Origin of the sequence: Saccharibacillus sacchari DSM 19268, from assembly GCF_000585395.1 — a bacterium.
Classification (GTDB): domain Bacteria; phylum Bacillota; class Bacilli; order Paenibacillales; family Paenibacillaceae; genus Saccharibacillus; species Saccharibacillus sacchari.
The window spans coordinates 3,052,271-3,076,611 of sequence record NZ_KK073875.1; the positions used below are offsets into that span (position 1 = coordinate 3,052,271).

The following is a 24,341-nucleotide window of genomic DNA, read 5'->3' on the forward strand; positions in this document are numbered from 1 at the left end:
GACCCGATCACACTCGTTCGTTAATCCAGCGGCGTCTCCAGCTTTTCCAGTTCCGCGCGTCTGGCGCGGGACTTGCTGCTGATTTTCATCAGGAACTCGTACACGACAGGCACGATGACCAGCGTCAACAGCGTCGAGCTGATCAGGCCGCCGATTACGGTGATCCCGAGGCCTTTGGAAATGATCCCGGCTCCGCCTTCCCAGCCTGCAACAAGCGGAATCAAGGCTCCGATCGTTGCTAGAGCGGTCATCAGGATCGGACGCAGACGGGTCGATCCGGCTTCGAGCAGCGCTTCGCGCGTCGAGAGGCCTTCGCGTTCCTTATGAATTACGCGGTCGATCAGGACGATCGCGTTGGTGACGACGATCCCGATCAGCATCAGTACGCCCATCAGTGCCGATACGCTGAGCGATTCTCCGCCGATCAACAGACCGATCAATGCGCCGATGACGATGAACGGCAGCGAGAACAGAATCGCGAACGGTGCCAGACCGCCGCCGAAGGTGACGACGAGCACGAAATACACGATCGCGATCGCGGCCAGCATAGCGAGGCCGAGCTGCGAGAAGGTATCATTGATCTGCTCGGTAACGCCGCCGAATTCGACGGTGATGCCGTCTGGCAGATCCAGATCGTTAATCTTGTTCTCCAAAGCGGTCGAAGCGCCGCCGACGTCGGAGGAAACGATATTGGCCGACAATTGAGCGACCGTCTTGCCGTCCGAGCGGCTGATCGTGTCCGGTGCAAGGCCTTCTTGAACTTCGACGACGTCGCTGATCGGAACTTGAATGCCGAGCGGCGAAGTCAGTTCGGTGTCTTCGATCTCCGAGAGTGTGGAGTATGTTTTGCTCTCAGTCTCGATGTAGACGTTATGACTTTGCCCGTCCAGATCGACTTCTGTCAATACCGGACGCTGCGTGACCGGAGCGAGCGCCATCGCGATCTGTCCGGCAGTCAGTCCGTATGAACTCAGTTTCTGTTGGTCGGCTACCAGCGTGTATTGGTTATAGCCCTCCTCCAGATTGCTTTCGGCTTCTTCGAAGTTCGAATCCGCCTGAATCAGCTTCAATACTTCGTCGGCTACCGGCTTGAGATCATCCGTGCTGTCGCCGTAGATGCTGACGCTCAGCTGGCTGCCGCCCAGGCCGCCGCCGATATCCATCTGGCTCCATTCGCCGTCCGGAACGCGTTCTTCCAGGCCGGCCAGAAGGTTTTCTTTAACCGTATCGAAATCAGCGGTGTCGCTTTCGAACTCCGTATAGAACAGGGCGGAGTTCGACGAGCCGAAGCCCAGCGGATTCGATCCGCCGATCGAATATTGCATATTGGTCAGATTCGGCTGCTCGCGGACGAATTCTTCGGCGTCCAGCATCCGCTGCTGCGCCTGTTCGTCCGTCGCGCCCGCTTCCGGCGAATACGTGAACGTGAATGTCTTGTCTTCTTGTTCCGGCAGGAAGCTGGTGCCGACATACGGCAGGGTGAACAAGCTGCCGACAAGCAGCACAACCGCGATCAGGAACGTGATCAGCTTATGAGACAGCGACCATTCCAGAATGCGCTTGTAGCCTTCGGACATGCGGCTCGGCTTGTCGTGCGAAACTTTTTTCTTGATGCCGCCGCGGAACAGCGTGTGGGCCAACATCGGCACAAGCGTGATCGCGATCAACAGCGATGCGAGCAGCGCGAACACCATGGTCAGGGCAAAAGGCATGAACAGTTCGCCGACCATGCCGCTGACGAAAGCAAGCGGAACGAATACGGCCAGTGTGACGATGGTCGAGGACATGATCGGCAAGAACATCTCGCGCGTCGCGGCGCTGATCAATTGACGTCCGCGCAGCTTCTCGCTGCTTAACGTCATGCGTCGGTAGATGTTCTCGATGACGACGATCGAGTCGTCGACGACCCGGCCGATCGCGACGGTCATGGCGCCGAGGGTCATCATGTTCAAGGTGACGTCCATCTGCTTGAGCAGCAGAACGGCAATCAACAGCGACAGCGGAATCGACAGGATCGAGATGATCGTCGAGCGGATGTCGCGCAGGAAGATCAGAATGATCAATACGGCGAACAACGCGCCGAAGATTGCTTTTTCCAACATAGTGCGAACGGAATCTTCGATCGGCTTGCCCTGGTCGAGCATGACGGTCAGGTTCAAGCCGGAATATTGGCTCTCCAGGTCCGCGATACGGTCTTTGACCGCATTGACGACGTCAACCGTATTGGCATCGTTGGTCTTGACGATCTGAATGCCGATCGATTCCAGACCGTTGGTACGGGAGACGGACTCGGAGCTGCCCACGACTTCGAGCGTCGCGATATCGCTCAGCTTGACGGTAGGCAGTCCGTTTGCTGCCGCTGCGGCAGCCGCGCCTTGCTGGGCCTCGCCTTCTTGCGCGGCGTCAACGCCTGCGCCTTGCTGGGCCTCGCCTTCTTGAGCGGCGGCCGCGCCTGCGCCCTGCTGCGCTTCACCTTCCTGCGCGGCGTCGACGCCTGCCGCGTCCTGACCGCCCGCGCCTTGCCCGGCGCTTGGCGAGCCGGAAGCGGCCCCGCTGCTTTCGGTTCCGCCAGCCTGCGGCTGCTCGGGAACAACCGGAATTTCCAGCGCCTTCAGATCGTCCAGCGTCGTGACGTTGCCGTCAACGACAACCGCCGATTGCGTGTCGTCCAGCGTAAACAATCCCAGCGGGGCGCGAAGAGACGAAGCGTCAACGATATTTTGTACCGTTTCCCGCGTCAGACCCATTTCGGCCATTTTGGCGTCATCGAAAGTCAGCTGCACTTCGCGTACGTACTGGCCGGAGAGCTGAACCGAGGCGATGCCTTCGATCTTCTCAAGCTCCGGCAGCACCTGTTCCTGCGCGATCCGGGACAGTTCTTCCAGATCGTCCGCACCGGTCTCGGCTGATGCGCTCAGCGAGATGACCGGGAAGGAATTCAGGCTGAAGCGGGTGATTTGCGGACGCTCCACGCCTTCGGGCAGCGTGATTTGGTTCAGCCCTTCGCGAATCTGCGCCGTCGCTTCGTCCAGATTGGCGCCGAAGTTCAACTCGACGGCGAGGGAAGCCACGTTTTCCATCGACGAGGAGGTGACGTTCTGCACGCCGTTCACGTTGCGCAGCATTTGTTCCAGCGGTATGGTCACTTCGTTCATGACCGTCTCCGGCGCGGCGCCTGGATCGACCGCCGTAATGCTCAGGAACGGGACATTGATGTCGGGGATGGTTTCCTGCTTCATGGTGAGTCCGCTGTAAATGCCGGCTGCCGTGATGACAATCGTCAAGAACCAGACCGCAAGCTTGTTTCGCAGGGAAAAGCCGATGATACTTTTCATAAAAAGATTCTCCACTCCTCTTAGATGGACTGCACCCGTTGTCGGGCGTCATTTTCGGGGACGTGCCTATGGTTTCGACGACGGGGATTCATGCGCGGACAATTCGTCCAAACGATAAGAAATAAGCGGACCGAGCTGTTCCAGCGCGCCGTGCAGGACATGGACTTCTTTCAAATTGGCGAACATGCCTTTCACGACGGCTCGTCTCGGCGAGTTCGCAGCAAGTTCTTCTTCCAGCACATCCAGCGTCTCCAGGACTTCTTCGCGCTCGGCGCGCAGCAGGGGACTCCAAGCAAGCGTGTCCCGCATTTGGCGGATCAAGATAAACGGACGTCTGGCCGCGCCCGATTCTTCCGGCGCTTCCTTGACCCACTCTGCCCACAGCGACGAGGGAATCAGCGGTTCCGGCTGCTGCCCAAGCAAGCGCTCCGCGGCCGCATCCACCATGGATTCCAGATGGCGGAGCGCTTCGGGAATCGGAATCTCCGGCATGCCCCAATCGTCGGCGAGCTGAAGGTACGAGAAAGTCAATCCGCTGATCACGATAGACAGGTCGCCCGAGTATCGGTCAATCTCCGGTCCATAGATCCCGATCAGACTGCGACGGATCAAAAGAAAGGCTTGAGTAAGAAGCGGATGCCGTACTGGAGCGCATGCGCCTTCTTCTTGCTTTTTCCTTAACTGATCGCCGATCCCGCTAAATTCCTGCTCCCGGATCTGCATCAGCATGAAGGATTTGAATTCGATCAACGAATGCAGAAGCACTTCGATCTGAGCGAGAAAAGTTTCCCGGGCGGAGCGGTTTTCCGCGGCCGCGGCTTCCAGCTTCTCTTGCAGCGTGCCGAGCGCGTATTCGTGGATGGAGCGGATCAGTTCTTCTTTGGAGCGAAAATGCTGGTACAGCGTCCCCTTGGAAAAACCGCAGCGTTCCGCGATGTCCTGCATGGATGTCGCCTTGATTCCGCGCTCCGAGAACAGGGCGAGGGCCACGGCGAAAATCGTATGTTTGCGCTCTGCGGATTTGTCTGCCAAAACGTCATGCGCCTCCTTGTTTGACTTCTCGGTTCTATGAACGACTGTCGAGTCAGGGAATAGTATAAACGAAAAAAACAGCCGTCTCAACTTTGCCGGAAAACCGGGGTCGGGAACGGCTGTTTTCGATTGCGAAATCTGTTTTACGAGATCAATTTGAGTCCGACCGCCGCGGCCAAGATCATGGCAATGAACAGTAGGCGCTTGGCTTCTTTGGCTTCGCCGTACATGAACATGCCGACGAGCGCGCCGCCTACCGTGCCGATGCCGGTCCAGATCGCATAGGCCGTACCCATCGGAATATGCTGCATGGCGTAAGTGAGCAGCGAGAAGCTGCCCGCGAAGGCGGCAATCAACAGGGCAAAAGCGGGAACGCCTTTGCGCAAAGAAACCTGCTTGAGTCCGATAACGCCGAATACTTCGCAGCATCCGGCCAAAACGAGAGCGATCCACGGCATATCAGATCGCCTCCTTTTTGCTGACGAGGCCTGGAGCGGCTTCATCCTTCGGAGAATCGGTGACAAGCTTCAGGCCGACGACGCCGGATAACAGAAGCAGGATGAGCAGCGTCTTGGCAATGCTGAACGGCTCGCCGAACAGCAGCGTCTCGGCAACGACCGTTCCGGCCGTGCCGAGTCCCGTGAATACTGCATACACGCTGCCGATCGGCAGCACTTTCGAAGCGTTGATCATCAGCCAGAAGCTTGCCGCGATCCCGATCACGGTCAGGAGCCACTCCCAAATATTCGAGGAGTGCTTGAGGCCCGATACCCAGGCGACCTCGAACACTCCTCCGATCAATACATACAACCACCCGCGATTCGCAAGGCTCATGGTATTCACTCTCCTTAAAAAATCAGTTACTCCGCGATAAGCACGCCCCGGCAATACACCGGCCAGATTGCCTCCAGACGCCTTGCCGCTTTTGCCCGGGTCGTATAAATAGCTTCAGCCATCACGCCGTCCAGCACCGTCAGATAAGCCAACGCCGCTTCCTGCGCACATTCCGGGCGCAAGCGTTCGGAATGAACAGGCTGCTCCAGCAGACGAATCAATCCAAGTTCGGCCTGGGCGAAAAACGGATTGACGAGCGCCATCACCTGGTCGTGCAAAGCGCTTGGCGGGAAATAACACATCCGCAGCAAAAACCGCGTCTCCGCATCCGATTCGTGATCGTCCATCAGCCGCTCGACCAACTCGCGCAGCGTCTCTTCGAATGGCCGTTCCGTATCTTGCAAGATATGCCTAAGCAGCATGTATTGCTTGCGGCGCAGCGTTCGTTTGAACACGCACAAGAACAAATCTTCTTTGCTGCGAAAATGGGCATAGATCGAGGGCTTGCGTATCCCGACTGCATCCGCGATCCGGCCCAATGAAGCTCCTTCGAACCCTTCGCTGGCAAAAAGTTGCAGCGCGACATCTTCGATAGCCGGTTTGCGAGTCATGCAGAAGCCCTCCTTTTCCCGTCAAAACAGTATCAAAATCGAACGAACTAACGGTCGTTAGGTTGTAATTTAGCACGGCGGATTCGGAATGTCAACGGGGAGGGTAAAGGGAGTTGACAAGGACGCGAATGATGTTCGAAAAAGGATTCGCCCAACCGAAGAATGAAACCGAACCGGGTTCGGCACGTAGTGACCTGAACGAAGAAATACCCCTATACCCGAGAGGAGCATGCGAAGTGAGACGCGGATTACTTGTATTTATGCTTGCCGTGCTTCTGTTCGTCTTTTATTATTTCGGCGTCGATTTGTTCGGAACGACCGCGGCTGCCGTGATGAGTATTTTCTCCACCCTGACCGTCGTCTCGATTGCTTTCGTGATTTTCATGGACAACCGCAATCCTTCCAGTACGCTATCCTGGATTCTGGTATTGGGGCTGCTTCCGGTCGTGGGACTGATTTTCTATTTCCTGTTCGGACAGAATTATTTCCGCCGCCGCAAGTACGACAAGAAAGCGGAGTGGGATCGTCGCATTTACAAGTGGAGCGAAAAGGATACGCTGGCGGGGATGGAGAATACGGCGCATTTTACCGAGGAACAGCAGCGGATTCTGCGCCTGTCGCGCCGCTTGTCGCTGATGCCCGTCTCTTATTCCAGCCAAACGGCGGTGCTCACCAACGGCGGAAGCACCTTTTCGGAATTGTTGGAGGCTCTGCGCGCGGCGAAGCATCATATCCATATGGAGTATTACATTTATCGGGCAGACGATATCGGCACGCAGATTCAACGGCTGTTGATCGAAAAAGCGAAGGCGGGCGTTGAGGTTCGGTTCATGGTCGATGCGGTCGGCAGCATTCAGCTTCCGCGCAAGTTTTTGGACGAGATGCGGGAAGCGGGAGTGAAAGTGGCGTTATTCGGCGCGACGAAGTTTTTGCTGGCCACGAGCCGGGTCAACTACCGTAACCATCGCAAGATCGTGGTCATCGATAAAAAGATCGGCTTTATCGGCGGACTCAACGTGGGCGACGAATACCTCAGCCGCAGCAAAACGTACGGTTTCTGGCGCGACACGCACATGCGGATCGAAGGCGAGGCGGTCAGCACCTTGCAGCGGATCTTCTTGCGGGACTGGCGGCATATGACGAACGAACAGCCGACGGGACCGGGGTATTTTCAGTCTAAAGGCAAACCGAACCCGGAATTGGGCGCCGTGCAGATCATCGCCAGCGGACCGGATAACGACCGCCGCGCATTGAAGCATATCTTCTTCTCCATGATTACGACCGCAAAAAAGTCGGTCTGGATCGCGACGCCGTATTTTATTCCCGACGAAGACATCCTTACCGCGCTGCGAACCGCCGCTTTATCCGGGCTGGACGTACGCTTGCTCTTCCCGGCCAAACCGGATAAAAAGCTGCCTTTCTGGGCGTCGCACTCGTATTTCCCGATCCTGCTGGACGCGGGCGTCAAGATTTACGAATACGAAAAAGGCTTCCTGCATTCCAAACTGCTGATCGTGGACGGAGAAACGGCCAGCATCGGCACGGCCAATATGGACATGCGCAGCTTCCACCTGAACTTCGAGGTCAACGCGCTGCTTATGAACAACGCCAGCGTGGAGCGCATCGCCGCCGATTTCGAACGCGACCTCCTTAATACAACCATGATCGACCCCGCCAAATTCGGCAGCAAACGCATGGCCGTCCGCTTCATGGAATCAGCAGCCCGCTTACTGTCCCCTCTGTTATAAAAGTAATTTAAGACACACACTATCTTTAGGGCCGTAATCGGCCCTTTTTCCCATCTCCTAAAATCTTGTTTGTGAGACGAAGCTTGCTATGTTAGGCTAAAGGAGATTATTTGAATCGCAAGCCAACCGATTTTACAAAATACATCATTCACAAAACGAGCCGTTAGGCCGGTTATTGGGTAATTAAAAATAATGTGAGAAGTCTAATCACGAAAGGTGAATGGAATGGCGCAAAAGGAAAATCGAAAAACTGCGGTGATCGTAGGAGCAGGACCCGGAGGATTGGCGGCAGCCATGCTGCTCGGCGCGAAGGGATACGAAGTGGACGTGTATGAAAAGCAAGAGGTTCCGGGAGGACGTTCGGGCCGCATCAAGCTGGGAGCGTACACCTTCGATCGGGGCGCAACGTTCGTCATGATGCCGCAACTGCTGGAAGAACTGTTCGAGCAAGCCGGGCGCTCGGTGCATGATTATGTCGAGTTGCACAAGCTGGACCCGTTGTACGGATTGTATTTTGATCGCGGACGTACGGTGTTGATGCCTTCAAGCGACAACGAAGAGACCGCAAAACGTATCCAAGCTCTTTTTCCTGGAGAAGAGGCCGGATTTTACCGTTTTATGACCGACGAGTCAGTGAAGTATGAACATGTGGAACCCTTGCTGCGTCGGCCTTTTGGCGGCTTCGGCGATTATATGAAAAGCGATGCGATCAAAGCTCTTCCCCACCTCAAAGTTACGGATACCGTGTATGGTCAACTTTCGCGTTACTTCAACGATGAACGGCTCAAATACGCGTTCACTTTCCAGTCCAAGTACCTGGGCATGTCCGCGTGGAACTGCCCGGGAACGTTTACGATTCTGTCCTACATGGAACATCGTTACGGACTGGTGCATCCGAAAGGCGGAGTCGCTGCGCTGTGGGACGCCATGGTCAAAGTCGCCGAGGAGCACGGCGTGAGATTCCATATGGGCAGCCCGATTGAACGAATCCTGACGCAAAAAGGCCGCGCCACGGGCGTTCGGTTAACAGGCGGAGAGACTCGGGAAGCGGATCATGTGGTGATCGGAGCGGACTTTGCTTCGGCGATGAACGGCTTGTTCGAACCCGGCGTGCTGAAAAAATATACGCCGAAAAAGCTGGAAGCCAAAAAATATTCCTGCTCGACCGCGATGTTGTATCTGGGCATCGACGGGGAAGTGGATCTGCCGCACCATTCGATTCATTTTGCCGACGATTACGAGAAAAACGTCAAAGAGATCACGGAAAGCCTGACGCTGTCGGAAGATCCGTCCATCTACGTGCATAATCCGTCCAGACTCGATCCGACGCTTGCGCCGGAAGGGAAGTCGTCGCTGTACGTGCTGCTGCCCGTTCCGAATTTGAAAGGCGACGCCGATTGGATTGGACGGCGCGAAGAGCTCAAAGAGCAGATGCTGCAACGTCTCGAACAGATCGAGCAGCTCCGAGACATTCGAGGCCGTATCGAGGAGGAAGCCTTTTTCACGCCGCAGGATTGGCAGGATTCGCTGGACGTCTACCGGGGCGCCACGTTCAACCTGTCGCATAATCTCGGACAGATGATGGCATTCCGGCCGCACAACGAATTCGAAGAAATCGAGCGGGTTTGGCTGGTGGGCGGCGGAACGCATCCGGGCAGCGGCCTGCCGACGATCTTCGAGTCGGCGCGGATCAGCGTGGATTTGATCGAGAAGGCCGACGGCAAAACGCGCAAAAGCCTGGCTCCGCAAGTTATGGGCACAGCAGGAGCAGCCAAGTGAGCCGCGGTCCGAAAGTCGCCATCGTCGGCGGCGGCATCGGGGGACTGACGGCTGCCCTGCTGCTCAGCAAGCAGGGGGCCGAAGTGACGCTGCTCGAAGCACGGGATCGCCTCGGCGGGCGGATCGCGTTCGAGCGCGACGAAGGCGATGTTCGCCGAATCGACCAAGGCCCGACCATTGTGCTGCTGCCGGAAATGCTGCTGTCGATTTTGGAAGAAGGCGGGGTCGAGCGGGAACGCATCAAGCTGATCGAGTCCGACCCGCTGTACCGGATTCATTTCTCGGACGGACAGGTCATGACCAAGCGCAGACATCCCGAGCATCAGGCCAAAGAAATCGATCGCTTGTTTCCCGGAGAGTCGGAAGCGTACATGCGGTACATGAACCGCACGCGCGAATTGTACCCCGACGCGCAAAAGGCGGTGCTGGAACGGACCTTTCCGCGCAAGCGGGACTTTTTTACCCCGCGCCAGATCCGGATGCTCGGTCAGCTTCAAGCCCATCGAAGCGTCAGGGGAGCTGCCGCCCGATACTTCCGAAGCGATAACCTGATCGATGCCTATTCGCTTCAGTCTCTGTATATCGGGGGACAACCTACCGGAACGCCGGGGGTATACTCGATTCTGCCGTACGCGGAGCATGAATTCGGCATTTGGATGATCGAAGGCGGTTATGCCCGTCTTCCGGTCATTTTGGAGGAAGAGCTTCATTCGCGCGGCGTCGAGATCCGACTGAATACGCGCGTCGAGCGTTTAGAGGTTGAAAAGGGACGTTGCACGGGTATTGTAGTGGGTGGCGTACGTGAAGAATATGATGCCGTGCTGTTCAACGGGGACTTCCCGGGCATCTTGCCGCTGCTTGAAGGGCATCCGGAAGCTACCCGGCGGAAAAAGCCGTATCAACCTTCTTCCGGGTGCGTGCTTGTCTTTATGGGGGTATCCAAGCGGTGGGAAGATGCGGCGGCGCATCAATTTTTCCTGCCGGACAGTCTGAGCGACAGTTTGCAAGCCGTTTTCGAACGAGGCATGATTCCGGCGAATCCGTCTTTTTACGTATTCAATCCGGTCGTGCTCGACCCCGATGCCGCGCCGGAAGGCGAAAGCGTACTGTACTTCTTGATTCCCGCTCCCGACGCTTCGCGCATCGCCTGGTCCAAAGAAGGCCGGCGGCTGGCGCGCAAGGTGCTTCGGGCTGCCGAGGAACGAGGGTTTTCGGGGTTGCGCGAATCGATCAAGTGGATCAAGCTGCGCACGCCCGAGGACTCGAAAGCGGACGGCAACTATGTCGGAGGCAGTTTCGGCATTGCCCCGATCCTTGCGCAGTCCGGTCCGTATCGACCGCAGCCGAAACCTTTTAAAACGATTGACGGACTTTATGCGGCGGGGGCTTCCGTGCATCCGGGCGGCGGAGTGCCGATCGTGATGCAGGGAGCGAGAATGGCCGTAAATCAGCTTTTGGAGGAGTGGAATCCATGAACGAACAAATTATGCAGCAATGTGAAGAAACGATGCGACGGGGATCGTCTTCGTTTTACCACGCCTTCCGCGATTTGCCTGAACGCAGGCGGCATGCCGTCTACGTGATCTATGCGTTTTGCCGGCTGATCGACGATAGCGTGGATGAACCGGAGACGTCGCCGTTTACGATCCATGAATTGAGAGAACGGTTTTTGAATTTGGAACAGGCAGAGGGACATTTTATCTGGCCTGCGCTGCGTTGGTTGTTCACCAGCTTCCCGAACCTCGGTCGACAGCCGTTTTTGAATCAAATGGACGGTCAGCTCTCCGACTTCACGCTGCTGCGTTACGAGACGATGGATCAGCTGGAACACTATTGCTATCTGGTGGCCGGAACGGTGGGCGAGATGCTGCTGCCGGTACTGCGAGACGATCTGCATGCAGAGGCGGCGGAAGCCGGAATTGCTTTGGGTAAAGGCATGCAAATCGTCAATATCATTCGCGATGTGGGAGAAGACTTGCGCCGGGGACGGCGTTACATTCCGGCGGAGCTGATGCGTCGTCACGGATATACGGACGAGGATCTGGACAACGGAGTGATCGATGCGCGCTTTGTCGCCATGATCGACGAACTGCACGGCCAGGCGGCGAAGTGGTTCGCGAAAGGGTTGTCCAACCTGGAGACGTATCCGAAGCGCAGCGGATTGGCGGTCGCCTTGGCCGCGGCGTTCTACGGCGCGATCTTCGATCAGGTGCGCCGCAACGGATATGACGTGTTCAATCGCCGCGCGATCGTGCCGGACGAGGAAAAAGGCATGCTGCTTATGAACGTGCTGACCGCTTTCGGCGCGATTGACGGGGCGGCGGATAGCGCAGCGGTATCGTGATCGGCGATTTGGGGGAATATGCGGCGACAGAAAAGATAAGCATGCTTGATCGAACCGTCCGTATTTCGGGTATCGTGTTTTATTTCTGGATGTCGATCGGTCTGACTCTGATGTTGACGTTCGGCGTGCCGAATACGCTTGGTTTTTCGAATGCGTTGTTTCTGGTTTTTTATGCCGCGTATGCGTTCGTGCTGCTTCGTTTGGCGATGGAGCCGACGGCAGCCGAGGCTCGACGGCCGGGACGCCCTTTATTGCGCCTGACGCTGGGCGCAGTCGGAATATGGCTGGGCGGTATGGGAATCGAGTGGAGCGGCGTGCATACGGGTTGGCCGTTCGGAGGGTATCATTATTCGTGGATTCTGGGTCCGCATCTGTTCGGCGTGCCGATCACGTTAGGTTTGGCTTGGATTGCGGTGATCGGCAGCTCGGCCTTGATTGCGGGACCGGGAAGACCGACACTGCCGGGACGATTATGGAAAGCCGTGCAGATCGGGACCTGGACGGTGTTGATCGATTTTGTGCTCGATCCCGCCGCCGCGTCGCGCGGTTTCTGGCACTGGAGCGGGGAAGGCGGCTTTTACGGGATTCCGTGGAGCAACTTCGCCGCCTGGTTCGTGGTAGGGGCAATTTTGTCTTTGCTTCTGCCGCAACGGATTCCGAGCCGCCGGACGTTGCTGCTCGGTTTAAGACTTTATCAATTTATTTTGCTGATGTTCGGCCTGATCGCTTTGCAAGACGGGCTGTACGGTCCCGTCTGGATTGCCGCGGCCGGCATCGTGCTTTCGGAGGCCCAAGTTCGTTATGATATCCGCAGAGCAAGCTCCGGCGTTTCGCGCGCTGTTTGATTTTTATAATCGTCGTTACCTGCTGCCTCGCGCCTTTCGTTCCGTGGGATTATACGGAACGCTGGACGCCGGGATTGAACGGGAACGTCCTGTTTTGTACATAGCCAATCATAGCTCATGGTGGGACGGTCTGCTGCTGTATCATCTGTGGCGTCGCAGCGGCGAACACAATCACTATGTCATGATGGATGAAGCGCAGTTGTCGGAATACCGTTTTTTTCGCAAACTGGGTGCTTATTCGGTGGATAAAAGCGCTGCCGGGGCAAGCCGCGCTTCGCTTCGATACACCGAGCGGCTGCTGGGCGAAGGGGCGAGAGTATGGCTTTTTCCGCAAGGGGATATTCGTCACTTGGAGAGCCGTCCGCTGGAATTGCAGCGGGGAGCCGCCCATTTGCTCAGACGGGTACCGCATACGGCAGTCGTGCCGGTGACGTTCTATTATACGTCGGGCCTGCATTCCAAGCCGGAAGTGTCGCTGGTGGTCGGGCAACCGCTGATTCAAGATTGGGCGGCGTCGGACGGCGCGGCGACGACGCTGTTGTTGCACAGTCGGCTGACGGAGCAGCTTGACCGCCACCGCGGTTATGCGATTGCTGCGGTAAACGACCCGTCGCAGGCCAAGCTGCCCGACCGCGAGCTGCTGCGTACCGGCTTGTCCGTTAACGAAAAATATGACCGTTTGCGCAAAAAAAGGAGGCCCGCGCATTGACTCTCACCTGGATTCTGACTGTCGTTTGCGCACTGCTGATCGCTCAACTGATTTTCGTGCTGCTCAATGCGAAGGCGCTGCCGGTTCCCGGCCGCCGCACCAAGCCGATTGAAGGCCGTCCGCTGGTCTCGGTACTGATTCCCGCGCGCGACGAAGAACGCAATATCGAAGACTGCCTGCGCCGTGTATTGGCTTCCGACGACTCGGAATTCCGGCTTGAAGTGATCGTGTACGATGACGATTCGAGCGACGACACGGGCGGGATCGTGCGCCGGATCGCGATGGAAGATTCGCGCGTCGGGTTGATGCAAGGCGGCGAACTGCCTTCCGGCTGGAAAGGCAAATGTTACGCCTGCCATAACTTGGCGGAACGCGCTTCGGGGAGCTGGTATCTGATGCTCGACGCCGACGTGAGGCTGGAACCGAAGGCGATTCGCGACACGCTGCGTTCGGGGCAGAAGAAAAAAGCCGGCTTGGTCACGGGGTTTCCCAAGCAGGTCACGGTGACGCCGCTGGAAAAGTTGGTCGTGCCGATGATGGAATTCGTCATCTTGTGCCACCTGCCGATCGCCATGGTGTCGCGCTCGCGCAGCGGCTTGTTTGCTGCCGCGCACGGCGCGTATATGCTGATTAAAAAGTCGGCTTACGAATCCGCGGGCGGCTATGAAGCGGTGAAGAACGAGATGGTCGACGATATGGCGATGGCGCGCGCGGTCAAGAAAGCCGGTTACAAAATGCTGCTGGCCGATATGAGCAAGCATGCCCATATGCGCATGTACCATAGCGGGCGCGAAGTGTGGAACGGTTTCAGCAAAAACCTCTTCTCGGGTCTGGGCAAAAATTACTTGCTGCTGTCGGGGTTGCTGATCTGGTACATCGGCTTATACCTGCTTCCTCCGGTTGCCTTGCTCATCGGATTGTTCTCGGGCAATATGCATCTGGCAGCTTTCAGCGGAGGCGCCATGCTGCTCGGCATGGCGATCAAAGCCGTATGCGACGCGCGCGGCGGCTTGACGGCCTGGCACGGCGTCTGGATCGCGGCGACGATTGCCTGCACGCTTGCGATTGCGCTATCGAGCGTGTTCGGCGGCTTGAGCGGTCAGGGGCATGAGTGGAAAGGGCGGCGTTACGGATGAATCGAACAAGAATGGAGGCATGTTCATGAGCCGCAAAGCGGTGATCGTCGGCGGAGGGCTGGGCGGATTGTCTTGCGCGATCGGCCTGGCCGTCGAAGGTTTTGACGTTACGCTGACGGAAAAGGAATCCATGCTCGGCGGCAAGCTGAAGCGCGTGGAGAAGTCCGGCTATCGCTTTGATCGAGGGCCGAGTACGATTACGATGCTGCATGCGTTTCGGCGTGTATTCGAGCGTGCGGGAAGACGGATGGATGATTATATCACGACGTATGAGTTGGAACCGCGCACGCGAAACGTCTTTTTTGACGGGACTACGGTAGATTTGAGCCGGGATGCTTCCTGGATGCGTGAGCAGATTTCTGCTTACAGCCCTGAAGATGCTGTGCGGTATCCGGCATTTTTACAGGAAGCACGGCGTATATACGGGTTGGCGGACGGCCGCTTTTTGAATCGACTGATGCTTTCCACCCGAGAGAAGATCGATCCGCTGCTGCTTCGGGATTTTCTCAAAGTTCGTCCGACCACGACATTGCGCGCTTTGCTGGCTCGTTATTTCAGTCATCCGTATACGTTGGCGATGTTCGGGCGTTATGCGACGTATGTAGGGGCTTCTCCGCTGCGCGCGCCTGCGATTTTTGCTATGCTGACGCATGTGGAAGCGGACTTGGGGATTCACGGCATTCGCGGAGGCACATACGGTCTGGTCGAAGGCATGGAGCGTCTGGCGAGAGAGTTGGGCGTCAAAATCCGGACCGATACGGAAGTGTTGTCGATCAAAGTTCGATCCGGGCGCGCCTACGGCGTGGAGACAACGGCAGGCGTCCTTGAAGCCGGCGAGATCGTATGCAACGGAGACTTGCTGACGACGGCTCGTTTGGTCCCGGATCGTCTGCGTCGCCGGAGCTCGTCCAGCCGCTTGGATACGTACGAGCCGTCTTTGTCCGGTTTCGTTTTGCTGGCCGGAGTGAAGCAGCGTTATGATTCTTTGCTGCATCATACGATGTTGTTTCCCGAAAAGCTGGAGAGCGAATTCGCGGACATTTTCGAGCGCAAGGTTGCGCCGGACGATCCGGCTCTGTACATTTGCAATAGCGGGTATTCGGAAACCGGCACGGCACCGGAGGGCGGAAGCTCTTTGTTCGTGCTCGCGAATGCGCCTTATTTGTCCGAATCCTGGGATTGGCAAAAGCAAAAGGAAACGTATGCGGACAAATTGGTTCGAATGTTGGAAAAGAGAGGGATCGGCGGTTTGGATACGGCAGAGGTATTGGAGCGTTATACGCCTGCCGACTTGCAGCGGGATACCTATGCGCATCGGGGAGCGATTTACGGCATTTCGTCCAACACGCTTCGCCAGACCTTTTTCCGTCCCGGTAATCGCGATCCTGACGTGTCCGGATTATGGTACGTCGGCGGCACGGCGCATCCCGGAGGCGGCACGCCGCTCGTGACGCTGTCGGGCCAACTTGTCGCCGAACGGATTGCAAGCACGAAGGCATGAATGTACGGAGCATGACAAAGTGCCCGCGCAAGAGTTGAGCAGGCCGGCATCGGCTTGTCATTATTAAGGAAGAAAAGAGGGGAGCGGCCATGACGAGAGAGGAAGGGATTTCCGGCCCGTCGACCGGAGATCGAAAAAGCGAGCATGTCCGCCTGTGCCTGGAGGAAGAGGTAGCCGGCGTCGGCGTAACCACGGGATTCGAGCGGTATGTTTTCCGTCATAATGCGCTGCCGGAGCTGAACTTTGACGATATCGATCTCTCCGCCGAATTTGTCGGACGCGCGTTGCAAGCCCCGCTGTTGATCAGCTCCATGACCGGGGGAAGCGCAGGCACGGGACGAATCAACGAGCGCTTGGCGGAAGCGGCGCAACTGCGCGGCTGGGCGATGGGATTAGGTTCGGTACGCGCGGCGGTGGAACGCGAGGATTTGGCGGAGACGTTTAAAGTCCGGCACAAAGCGCCGGATATTCCGGTCATCGCCAATCTGGGTGCCGTACAGCTGAACTACGGATTCGGTACGGACGAGTGCCGCCGCGCGGTAGAGATCGCGGAAGCCGACGCGCTGGTGCTGCATTTGAATAGCTTGCAAGAAGTCTTCCAACCGGAAGGGAATATGAATTTCGCGGATTTGCTGCCGAAGATCAAGCGCCTATGCCTGGAACTTGGCGTACCCGTCGGGATCAAAGAGGTCGGGTGGGGCATCGACGGAGAAACCGCCTTGCGCTTGGCGGAAGCCGGTATTGCATTCATCGACGCGGCAGGCGCAGGCGGCACCTCATGGAGCCAAGTGGAGAAATTTCGCAGCTCCGACCTGATGCGCCGCACGGCGGCCGAAGCCTTCGCGAGTTGGGGCACCGGCACCGCCGATTGCATCACCGAGATCCGCGCCGCACTGCCCGACCTCCCTTTGATCGGCAGCGGCGGCTTAAAAAACGGCGTCGATGCAGCCAAAGCCATCGCGCTCGGAGCGAACCTCGCAGGCGTCGGCCGCGCGCTCCTGGGCCCTGCCGTCGATTCCGTAGAACGCGCAGCCGCAGCCATGGAACAAACCGAATTCGAACTCCGCACCGTCATGTTCGGAATCGGCGCAGCCAATATAACCCAGCTTCGCGAAACGAAGCGATTGCTTCATAAGTAATTCTTGAGCACCTTTCAAGATATGCCGCAATAAATGAAGAATTAGTGCCTTATCAACACTAAAGGTACTAGAACTTGCCCTTCACCCTACAAAAAAATCCAACGTAACTGGAAGCGAGAAGACGAAGAGAGAAATTCAGTTCAAGACGCCTTTGAACTCGGAAAACTCCTTATTTAAATCCAATCCATTTTCCGAGTGAGACAGCGAATTGAACGAATTTTTCTCGCAGTCTTCTCGCTTCCCCCGCATACGTAACTTTTTCCACACCCCTAAGACCTTTTGCAAATTTGGTCTTTTTTTGCGCATGCCAGCTAGATTATTGTGGCAAATAATGTATGATTCTATATATAGAAAAATCCCGACTCTTTGGATAGAACCTTCCATTGCGTCGACTCCATCCCCGGTTCAACCCCATTCGCGCACCATTCCCGAACACATCATGAAAGCGGGCCTGAGCAGGTGGAGGGCAACTTTTTTTGAGCCATCTATTACGCATTTTCGGAAGGGGAATACGTGATGATTAGATTACCGGCAGAACGGTTGAAACAGATTGAATTTTCGGGAATCACCGAGGAATTGCTTGCGCTTTTGAAAAGAAACGAGCATCACTTTTCCAATATCGTAGATCGACTGGTGGATGATTTGTACCGCCATATCATTGCCCAGCCCGAATTGGTGAAGATCATCAACGAGCGCACGACCGTGGATCGCCTCAAGCATTTGCAGCGGGGATACTATATGTCGATGTCCGACGGGTTGATCGACGAGAAATACATCGAATATCGTCTGTTTATCGGGCGTGTGCATTCCAAAATCGGATTGACCAGCGATTGGTTCTTGGGTACTTATCTCAAATATATCGACTTGTCCGCCGAGTATCTGAGTACGGAAACGCAGGAATGGCGCGAATTGGTGCAGGCACTGACCAAAGTGTTCAACCTGGACGCTCAATTGGTGTTGGAAGCTTACGAAGAAGACGAGAAGAATAAAATCCGCGCCATGGCTGACCGGCAAAAGACGATGATCGAAGGGGTCAGCCATGCGGTTGTGCAATTGGCCGAGATGATGAGCATTTTGCAGGGGAACAGTCGAGAAATGGCAGAGAAAGCACGCGAAACGGCGACCAATCAGGTTCAGACCAGCCAGCAGCTCCAAGAATTAAGGGGAGAAATCGAACAAGTGAAAGAAGTCGGCAGCATGATGGGGCGCTTTTCGACACAGACGCATATGCTGGGACTGAATGCGGCGATCGAAGCTTCACGAGCGGGCGAGCAAGGACGCGGATTTAATATCGTAGCAGCTGAAGTGCGTAATTTGGCAACCAAATCGAAAGAATCGCTTCAGCAGATCGATAGCAAACTGAACGTGATCTTCAAGTCGTTGAATGATATTCGGGCGACCTCGGTACGCAATACCCGTTTCGCCGAAGAACAAGCGCTTGCCTCTCAAGAGTTGGAGTCGTTCGTGAGCAGCATTGCCAGACTGTCGCAAGAATTGGATGAATTGCGCCGTCAGGTCTGAGCAGCAAGAATTGAAGCTATCAGACCGGGGCAAATGCTGATATAATAGAGGTTGATTTGTCTATGACAGCATGTATAAGGCACTACGGCCGGGCGCGATGACGTGTCTGCCGTACCCAGAAGATAGAATCAAGAGGAGTTGTGTATTCATATGGCATTGAAAGCTGGTATTGTAGGCCTTCCGAACGTCGGAAAGTCGACATTGTTCAACGCAATCACGCAAGCAGGAGCAGAATCCGCCAACTATCCGTTCTGCACGATCGATCCGAACGTCGGCATCGTTGAAGTTCCCGACGAGCGTCTCGACAAGCTGACGGAAATGGTTACACCGAAGAAAACCGTACCGACGGCTTTTGAATTCGTCGATATCGCAGGTCTGGTGCGCGGCGCGAGCAAGGGCGAAGGTCTGGGCAACAAATTCCTGGCCCATATCCGCGAAGTTGACGCGATCGTACACGTTGTGCGTTGCTTCGTGGACGAGAACATCACGCACGTTGACGGCAAGATCGATCCGGTGAGCGATATCCAGACGATCAATCTGGAGCTGATCCTCGCTGACATCGAGAGCGTGGACAAAAGAATCGAACGCTCGAAGAAGAACATGAAGGGCGGCAACAAGCAGTACGCGCAAGAGATCGAAGTGCTGGAGAAGGTCAAGGAAGCTCTGTACAACGACCAACCCGCTCGCAGCATCGATCTGACGGACGACGAGCTGCAATTGATCCGCGAACTGCATTTGTTGACGCTGAAACCCGTATTGTATGCGGCGAACGTGGCAGAAGACGAAATCGCGGATGTAGCGAACAACGCTTACGTGCAAAAGGTTCGCGATTTCGCGGCTGCCGAAAACGCCGAAGTCGTGCCGATCAGCGCGAAGATCGAAGAAGATATCTCCGAACTTGAAGGCGAAGACAAGCAGATGTTCCTTGAAGAGCTGGGCATTCAGGAATCCGGTCTGAACCTGCTGATCAAAGCGGCTTACAAGCTGCTCGGCCTGTACACGTATTTCACGGCAGGCGTACAGGAAGTTCGCGCATGGACGATTCGTCAAGGCACGAAGGCTCCGGGCGCGGCAGGCGTGATCCACTCCGACTTCGAACGCGGATTTATCCGCGCGGAAGTTGTAGGGTACCATGACCTGGTGAATGCCGGCTCGATGAACGGTGCCAAAGAACGCGGTCAGCTGCGTCTCGAAGGCAAAGAATATATCGTGCAGGACGGCGACGTAATGCACTTCCGTTTCAACGTTTAATCGTTGGACTGAAAAAGCCGCTCTCCTTTTTGATGGGAGAGCGGCTTCAGTTTGTCTATAAAGTCACGTAAGCGGGGGAAGCGAGCAGACTGCGAGAAAAATTCGTTCAAGATGCTGTCTCACTCGGAAAGAATGATTGGAAGTTTTATAAGGAATTTTCCGAGTTCAAAGGCATCCTTCACTGAATTTTTCTCTCCGTCTTCTCCCTTCCAGTTACGTTGGACTTTCTAGGCAAGCTGGCCGTTCTCCTTGCGAAAAGGAGAACGGCTTTTTTGTGATCGATAAAGGTTTCCACTTGCAGGTTTGAAAAATTAATGAAGTGACGTGCCCGTTTATTGCGCAGGCTTTTTGTTATAGCCGAGATCGCCGTAAGGCGTGAGCTTGGCGAGCCATTTATTTTCTAATTCGCCGAGCTGTTCGCGGATGGAGACGTAGGCGTTTTCGGAAGGCTTGAGCACTTCCAAGACTTCGAATTCGAACGCGTCTTCGCCGTAGGTTTTCCAATCCTGTTGAAGCTCTTTATTTTGGAAGCTGCCGTTATTCAGTTCGAAGCGTCGTCCGTCCATCGACTTCAGGTTGGGCAGGGATGCGATGAAAGATTTGCCGCTGGTCTTGTGCATGATGCGGTAGACGCCGCTTTCTTGTTTGATTTCTTTGTAGATGGCCTGTAATTCTTTGCGGCGGTTGGTGTGATTCACGGGGATATCCTCCTTAGGCGCTTTGGTCGTTCGGGGCGCCTTGGTCTTAGTTTTATGCTGGGTTGGCGTTGTAGCTGCGACAGTTTGGATAGCTGCGAAATCGGGCCGACCGCCGCGTGTCGTCCAATAGGCGCTGCCGTCCGGCTCGCGGCTGATGAAGTCGTAGTCAACAAGATTGCGACGCAGAATGGCATAATCCTCGTAGATTGGGGCAAGTTCGGCGTTCAATTCTTTTTCCGTATACAATTTGCCGTCGTCTAATAGGGAGGCGATATGTCGTAATACGGCAAGGCGATGCTTTTCTTTCAGGTCAAAGGTAAGCAGGGGGCCGTTCAGGCCTTCCGGAAAAGCCCGCTCTAGAATTTGTCTTTGTTCATCCTCGGTCATATTGTAACGGTCGTCCATCATGCGGGCCTGGGGATGCGGGGCGATGAAAGCCGGTTCCGGGTCATCGCTTCGCTCCTTGAGCAGTTCCATCAACGCCAGAAAAATCCGCGCTTGCCGTTCTTTTTCCTTCAATACGAATCGATGATTCCGGATCGTCGAAGCGCTGCCGATCTCAAGTTCGGTCTTGATCTCGTCATCGCTGCGTCCCTCGTAAAAAAGCCGCAGCAGCGCATTTTGATGATCGGTCAGTCCGGTTGCTTTTTTGTCGAGACCGATTAAAGCTTGGAATGCCGATCCATGCTGAGATTTGATATGGCGTTGCATGAATTTTTTGGCATCGTAAAAAGTTCCGTCTTCGGCATAGATCAGACCTTGCTCGGTAGCGTGGCCGCAGAATAGGCAGACGAAGGTCTCTCCGTCACGGGCATATCCGTTTTTTAAGTCTTGCACGGGAGCGTTCCATAGGTTATCTGAAGTATTCATGCCACGAATTCATCCTTTGTTTGGAATATAGTAGATATTTTTATTTTTGTTTGATTATATATAAACATATATGAGATATGTTTGTCAAATAATAAACGGTCAGTGAATTTGTTTGCAAAATAAAAAGCCGCTTTCGCCATTAAAGACGAAAGCGGCTTTTGAAGCCTTTTAACAAGATCAAAATCAATTGTCGAACGAGATCAGTACCTCGACCGGCGTATCGTTAGCCAAAAGCTCCACGCTCAACACTTGCTTGGAACTCATTTTGACCGAGATATTATCGCCGGAAAGCAGGGTAGGCGTAGAAATATCGATATTGATGCCCAGGCCCGCAAATTCCGTTGCCGCGGTAGCGGTCAACATGTTAGACAATTCGGACAACGCGCTGCGCGCCATATCGTCAAGCTGCTCGACAGGCATGCCCATCATCATGGTCGACGCGATTTTTTTCGCATGTTCGGCATCGATCCGATAGACGACGTTGCCTTTGAGCGCGCCGACGATCCCGACCAAAATAATGATGCCGGAGCAGGTAAGATCCTGTCCTTTTACGCCGAGCCCGCCTTTGCGAACTTCGGCGAAACCGAGCTGAGGCATGACTTTCATGAACGATTCGATAAACGGGTTAACATGGGTTACGTCCATTTGTCCTCACCTCTTTTGAAGCCGACGTTAAGAAGCACTTCGCCGTAATCGGTATCTCCGACGGCACTTACCGTTTTGAAAGGCGCTTGCGAGATCAGCATATGGTCCCCGTGCATGATCGACGGAGGCGCCAGGCGCAGACCGAATGCTTTGTTTTTCTTGTTCAGGATAGAGCAGGCGTTGCCGGCTACAATATTGGTATACTCCGCGAGAGCGGCCGTAACTTCGTTGAGGTTGGCAGGTTCTTTTCTCATCATGGCCGCAACGAGCGCGTGAGCGGTCTCTTTGCTCAAGTCGATCATCAGTCTGCCGGAGAACTTTCCAATGATGCCGACGATAACCGCTATGCCGCGAGATTCGAAATCGGTATTCAGCTCATATTCGCTTTTATACGTGAGCAGCGTCTTCGTCATGCGGTTCAATCCGTCTTTGAGCGTTTCTTTGAAGACTTCGACGTACTCGTCTTCCAGTTCGGCGAATATTTCTTCAAAAGCGATCGCTTTCTGAATGGCAGCGAGCAGTTCGTCGGCATCAACAGGTTTTTGAATGTAGCCGGATACGTGATTGTCTTTGGCTTCTTTGAGAATTTCGTCATCCATCATGGAGCTGATCACGATGACTTTGATATTCGGATTAATGGCATGGACGGCGCGCGTACATTCCAATCCGTCCGTTCCGGGCAGGGTCATATCCATCGTAACCAAGTCAGGTTGCGTTGCCGCAATGACTTCGTTAACTTCCTCCAGCGTTCCGGCGTCGCCTACGACTTCAAATCCGTTTTCTTCTAGGATGTTTCGAATAACCGCTATTGAAAAAGGTGAATCATCCACAATTACGACTCTTGCTGCTGACATAGAACCCCGTCCTTTCTCTTGCTGTGCATTTTGCTGAAGATCAGTGAGCTTACGCCGTCATCCGGCAGTCGAAGAAACGTTCTTTTGCGGAGGTCGGTGTATTGTAACTAATATCGACAAATACCACGCAGAATTTGAGTGGAAAATCAAGGGATTAAGCAGGAAGTTTCGATAGGCAATTCTGCGGCTCTGTGCTATAATTAAGAGTCGTCGTACACGGGTACGAACGGCTCTTTTTCTTAATCTTTTTCTTTTCAGTAATCGCGGCACAGGAGGCATCGACATGATGTTTATAGGCGTGCACTTATAGCGGGTATAAATAAGTATAACCCTACGCATTCAACCCTACATTCAAACCATTCAAATCTAAACTATATAAAGAGGTGATCGGCCTTGTTGGATAAATTACAGGCACTGGTTGACCGTTACGACAAATTGAGCGAATTGCTGTGTGACCCTGACGTGGCAAGCGATTCGAAAAAGCTGCGCGACTACTCCAAAGAGCAGTCCGACTTGCAACCGGCTTACGAAGCCTATACGGAATACAAACGCGTTGCGGAAGACCTCGACGCGGCAAAAGAAATGCAGGGCGAAAAGCTCGACGACGAAATGCGCGAGATGGTCAAGATGGAGATCGACGAATTGTCCGCGCGCAAAAACGAACTGGAAGAAATCATCCGGGTCGTTCTTTTGCCGAAAGATCCGAACGACGACAAGAACGTGATCGTCGAAATCCGCGGCGCGGCCGGCGGCGACGAAGCGGCATTGTTCGCGGCGGACTTGTACCGGATGTACAGCCGTTATGCGGATACGCAAGGCTGGAAGGTCGAGCTGATGGACGTGAACGAAAGCGACCTGGGCGGCTTCAAGGAAGTCATTTTCATGATCAACGGCCGCGGCGCGTACAGCAAAATGAAATACGAAAGCGGCGCGCACCGCGTTCAGCGGATTCCGGCCACGGAATCGGGCGGCCGTATCCATACGTCGACCTCGACGGTAGCCGTGCTGCCGGAAGTCGAAGAAGTGGATATCGTCATCAGCGACAAAGATATTCGCGTGGACACGTTCTGTTCCAGCGGCGCGGGCGGACAGTCCGTCAACACGACCAAATCGGCCGTGCGCGTGACGCACGTTCCGACCGGAATCGTGGCGACTTGCCAAGACGGCAAATCGCAAAACTCGAATAAGGAAAAAGCGCTTCAGGTGCTTCGTTCCCGGATCTATGACGTCATGCGTCAAGAAGAAGAAGCGAAGTATGCCGGCGAGCGTAAAAGCAAAGTCGGTACGGGCGATCGCAGCGAGCGTATCCGTACCTACAACTTCCCGCAAAGTCGCGTGACCGACCACCGCATCGGTCTGACCATGCACAAACTGGATCAAATCATGAACGGCGATATTCAGGAGATCGTATCCGCGCTGACGATCGCCGAACAGACGGATCTGATCGACGAGAAAGGCATTTAATTCGTTGGGTTCGGATCACTTGAAC

20 protein-coding genes are annotated in these 24,341 nt (G+C 55.1%); 12 read left to right on the forward strand and 8 right to left on the reverse strand.

Features of this window, described 5'->3' with window-relative positions:
- Positions 1–20 precede the first annotated feature (20 nt).
- From SACSAC_RS13025 to SACSAC_RS13045, 5 genes are all read right to left on the reverse strand, one after another.
- Positions 21–3,335: an efflux RND transporter permease subunit gene (locus tag SACSAC_RS13025; protein ID WP_037287025.1), complete on the reverse strand. Its 3,315-nt coding sequence runs from the start codon at positions 3,333–3,335 to the stop codon at positions 21–23.
- A gap of 66 nt (positions 3,336–3,401) precedes the next feature.
- Positions 3,402–4,367, reverse strand: a complete 966-nt coding sequence (locus SACSAC_RS27115) for a TetR/AcrR family transcriptional regulator (RefSeq protein WP_051507095.1) — start codon at positions 4,365–4,367, stop codon at positions 3,402–3,404.
- Positions 4,368–4,510: 143 nt separating this feature from the next.
- Positions 4,511–4,825, reverse strand: a complete 315-nt coding sequence (locus SACSAC_RS28245; protein ID WP_037287028.1) for a DMT family transporter — start codon at positions 4,823–4,825, stop codon at positions 4,511–4,513.
- Between the two features lies 1 nt (position 4,826).
- Complete coding sequence (locus SACSAC_RS13040; RefSeq protein WP_037287031.1) at positions 4,827–5,201, reverse strand: DMT family transporter; 375 nt, start codon at positions 5,199–5,201, stop codon at positions 4,827–4,829.
- 26 nt (positions 5,202–5,227) lie between these two features.
- On the reverse strand, positions 5,228–5,812 hold the full coding sequence (locus tag SACSAC_RS13045; RefSeq protein ID WP_037287034.1) for a TetR/AcrR family transcriptional regulator: 585 nt from the start codon (positions 5,810–5,812) through the stop codon (positions 5,228–5,230).
- Between the two features lie 236 nt (positions 5,813–6,048).
- Here SACSAC_RS13045 and cls point away from each other — a divergent pair, with 236 nt between their 5' ends.
- The 11 genes from cls to ychF all read left to right on the forward strand — a co-directional run bounded on the left by cls (position 6,049) and on the right by ychF (position 19,785).
- Positions 6,049–7,560 (forward strand): cardiolipin synthase, encoded by a 1,512-nt coding sequence (gene cls / locus SACSAC_RS13050; RefSeq protein ID WP_037287037.1) that lies wholly within the window; start codon positions 6,049–6,051, stop codon positions 7,558–7,560.
- Positions 7,561–7,785: 225 nt separating this feature from the next.
- Positions 7,786–9,339 (forward strand): phytoene desaturase family protein, encoded by a 1,554-nt coding sequence (locus tag SACSAC_RS13055; RefSeq protein ID WP_037287039.1) that lies wholly within the window; start codon positions 7,786–7,788, stop codon positions 9,337–9,339.
- Complete coding sequence (locus SACSAC_RS13060; protein WP_037287042.1) at positions 9,336–10,814, forward strand: phytoene desaturase family protein; 1,479 nt, start codon at positions 9,336–9,338, stop codon at positions 10,812–10,814. The genes SACSAC_RS13055 and SACSAC_RS13060 overlap by 4 nt, the downstream gene beginning before the upstream one ends.
- Positions 10,811–11,683, forward strand: a complete 873-nt coding sequence (locus tag SACSAC_RS13065) for a phytoene/squalene synthase family protein (protein WP_037287045.1) — start codon at positions 10,811–10,813, stop codon at positions 11,681–11,683. Before SACSAC_RS13060 ends, SACSAC_RS13065 begins: the two co-directional genes overlap by 4 nt.
- A 41-nt stretch (positions 11,684–11,724) precedes the next feature.
- A complete protein-coding gene (locus tag SACSAC_RS13070) occupies positions 11,725–12,528 on the forward strand; it encodes a carotenoid biosynthesis protein (RefSeq protein WP_037292781.1) in 804 nt (267 codons plus the stop codon).
- Complete coding sequence (locus SACSAC_RS13075) at positions 12,485–13,237, forward strand: lysophospholipid acyltransferase family protein (RefSeq protein ID WP_037287049.1); 753 nt, start codon at positions 12,485–12,487, stop codon at positions 13,235–13,237. The genes SACSAC_RS13070 and SACSAC_RS13075 overlap by 44 nt, the downstream gene beginning before the upstream one ends.
- Positions 13,234–14,373, forward strand: a complete 1,140-nt coding sequence (locus SACSAC_RS13080; RefSeq protein ID WP_051507096.1) for a glycosyltransferase family 2 protein — start codon at positions 13,234–13,236, stop codon at positions 14,371–14,373. Before SACSAC_RS13075 ends, SACSAC_RS13080 begins: the two co-directional genes overlap by 4 nt.
- 25 nt (positions 14,374–14,398) lie before the next feature.
- A complete protein-coding gene (locus SACSAC_RS13085; RefSeq protein WP_037287051.1) occupies positions 14,399–15,874 on the forward strand; it encodes a phytoene desaturase family protein in 1,476 nt (491 codons plus the stop codon).
- A gap of 89 nt (positions 15,875–15,963) precedes the next feature.
- The gene (gene fni / locus SACSAC_RS13090) at positions 15,964–17,013 is read left to right on the forward strand and encodes a type 2 isopentenyl-diphosphate Delta-isomerase (protein ID WP_037287053.1); all 1,050 of its coding nucleotides are present in this window, start codon (positions 15,964–15,966) and stop codon (positions 17,011–17,013) included.
- A 516-nt stretch (positions 17,014–17,529) separates the two neighbouring features.
- Positions 17,530–18,534, forward strand: a complete 1,005-nt coding sequence (locus SACSAC_RS13100) for a globin-coupled sensor protein (RefSeq protein ID WP_037287057.1) — start codon at positions 17,530–17,532, stop codon at positions 18,532–18,534.
- A 150-nt stretch (positions 18,535–18,684) separates the two neighbouring features.
- A complete protein-coding gene (gene ychF / locus SACSAC_RS13105) occupies positions 18,685–19,785 on the forward strand; it encodes a redox-regulated ATPase YchF (RefSeq protein ID WP_037287060.1) in 1,101 nt (366 codons plus the stop codon).
- A gap of 332 nt (positions 19,786–20,117) precedes the next feature.
- Here ychF and SACSAC_RS27700 read toward each other — a convergent pair whose 3' ends face one another.
- The 3 genes from SACSAC_RS27700 to SACSAC_RS13120 all read right to left on the reverse strand — a co-directional run bounded on the left by SACSAC_RS27700 (position 20,118) and on the right by SACSAC_RS13120 (position 22,852).
- On the reverse strand, positions 20,118–21,353 hold the full coding sequence (locus SACSAC_RS27700) for a DUF2087 domain-containing protein (protein ID WP_037287063.1): 1,236 nt from the start codon (positions 21,351–21,353) through the stop codon (positions 20,118–20,120).
- 183 nt (positions 21,354–21,536) lie between these two features.
- Positions 21,537–21,998, reverse strand: a complete 462-nt coding sequence (locus SACSAC_RS13115; RefSeq protein ID WP_037287066.1) for a chemotaxis protein CheX — start codon at positions 21,996–21,998, stop codon at positions 21,537–21,539.
- Entirely contained in the window at positions 21,989–22,852 is an 864-nt protein-coding gene (locus SACSAC_RS13120; RefSeq protein ID WP_037287069.1) for a response regulator, read from the reverse strand. The genes SACSAC_RS13115 and SACSAC_RS13120 overlap by 10 nt, the downstream gene beginning before the upstream one ends.
- A gap of 393 nt (positions 22,853–23,245) precedes the next feature.
- On the opposite strand from SACSAC_RS13120, the gene prfA reads away from it, so the two are divergent.
- The gene (prfA, locus tag SACSAC_RS13125; protein WP_037287071.1) at positions 23,246–24,316 is read left to right on the forward strand and encodes a peptide chain release factor 1; all 1,071 of its coding nucleotides are present in this window, start codon (positions 23,246–23,248) and stop codon (positions 24,314–24,316) included.
- The last annotated feature ends 25 nt before the right edge of the window (positions 24,317–24,341 follow it).

Bases quoted from the DNA above. Each gene is read 5' to 3' on its own strand.
- fni (WP_037287053.1), top strand. From the start codon at position 15,964: ATGACGAGAGAGGAAGGGATTTCCGGCCCGTCGACCGGAGATCGAAAA.
- ychF (WP_037287060.1), top strand. From the start codon at position 18,685: ATGGCATTGAAAGCTGGTATTGTAGGCCTTCCGAACGTCGGAAAGTCG.
- SACSAC_RS13120 (WP_037287069.1), bottom strand. From the start codon at position 22,852: ATGTCAGCAGCAAGAGTCGTAATTGTGGATGATTCACCTTTTTCAATA.
- SACSAC_RS13040 (WP_037287031.1), bottom strand. From the start codon at position 5,201: ATGAGCCTTGCGAATCGCGGGTGGTTGTATGTATTGATCGGAGGAGTG.
- SACSAC_RS13025 (WP_037287025.1), bottom strand. From the start codon at position 3,335: ATGAAAAGTATCATCGGCTTTTCCCTGCGAAACAAGCTTGCGGTCTGG.
- SACSAC_RS28245 (WP_037287028.1), bottom strand. From the start codon at position 4,825: ATGCCGTGGATCGCTCTCGTTTTGGCCGGATGCTGCGAAGTATTCGGC.
- SACSAC_RS13100 (WP_037287057.1), top strand. From the start codon at position 17,530: ATGATTAGATTACCGGCAGAACGGTTGAAACAGATTGAATTTTCGGGA.
- SACSAC_RS27700 (WP_037287063.1), bottom strand. From the start codon at position 21,353: ATGAATACTTCAGATAACCTATGGAACGCTCCCGTGCAAGACTTAAAA.
- SACSAC_RS13085 (WP_037287051.1), top strand. From the start codon at position 14,399: ATGAGCCGCAAAGCGGTGATCGTCGGCGGAGGGCTGGGCGGATTGTCT.
- SACSAC_RS13075 (WP_037287049.1), top strand. From the start codon at position 12,485: ATGATATCCGCAGAGCAAGCTCCGGCGTTTCGCGCGCTGTTTGATTTT.
- SACSAC_RS13045 (WP_037287034.1), bottom strand. From the start codon at position 5,812: ATGACTCGCAAACCGGCTATCGAAGATGTCGCGCTGCAACTTTTTGCC.
- SACSAC_RS13070 (WP_037292781.1), top strand. From the start codon at position 11,725: ATGCTTGATCGAACCGTCCGTATTTCGGGTATCGTGTTTTATTTCTGG.
- SACSAC_RS13055 (WP_037287039.1), top strand. From the start codon at position 7,786: ATGGCGCAAAAGGAAAATCGAAAAACTGCGGTGATCGTAGGAGCAGGA.
- SACSAC_RS13115 (WP_037287066.1), bottom strand. From the start codon at position 21,998: ATGGACGTAACCCATGTTAACCCGTTTATCGAATCGTTCATGAAAGTC.
- SACSAC_RS13065 (WP_037287045.1), top strand. From the start codon at position 10,811: ATGAACGAACAAATTATGCAGCAATGTGAAGAAACGATGCGACGGGGA.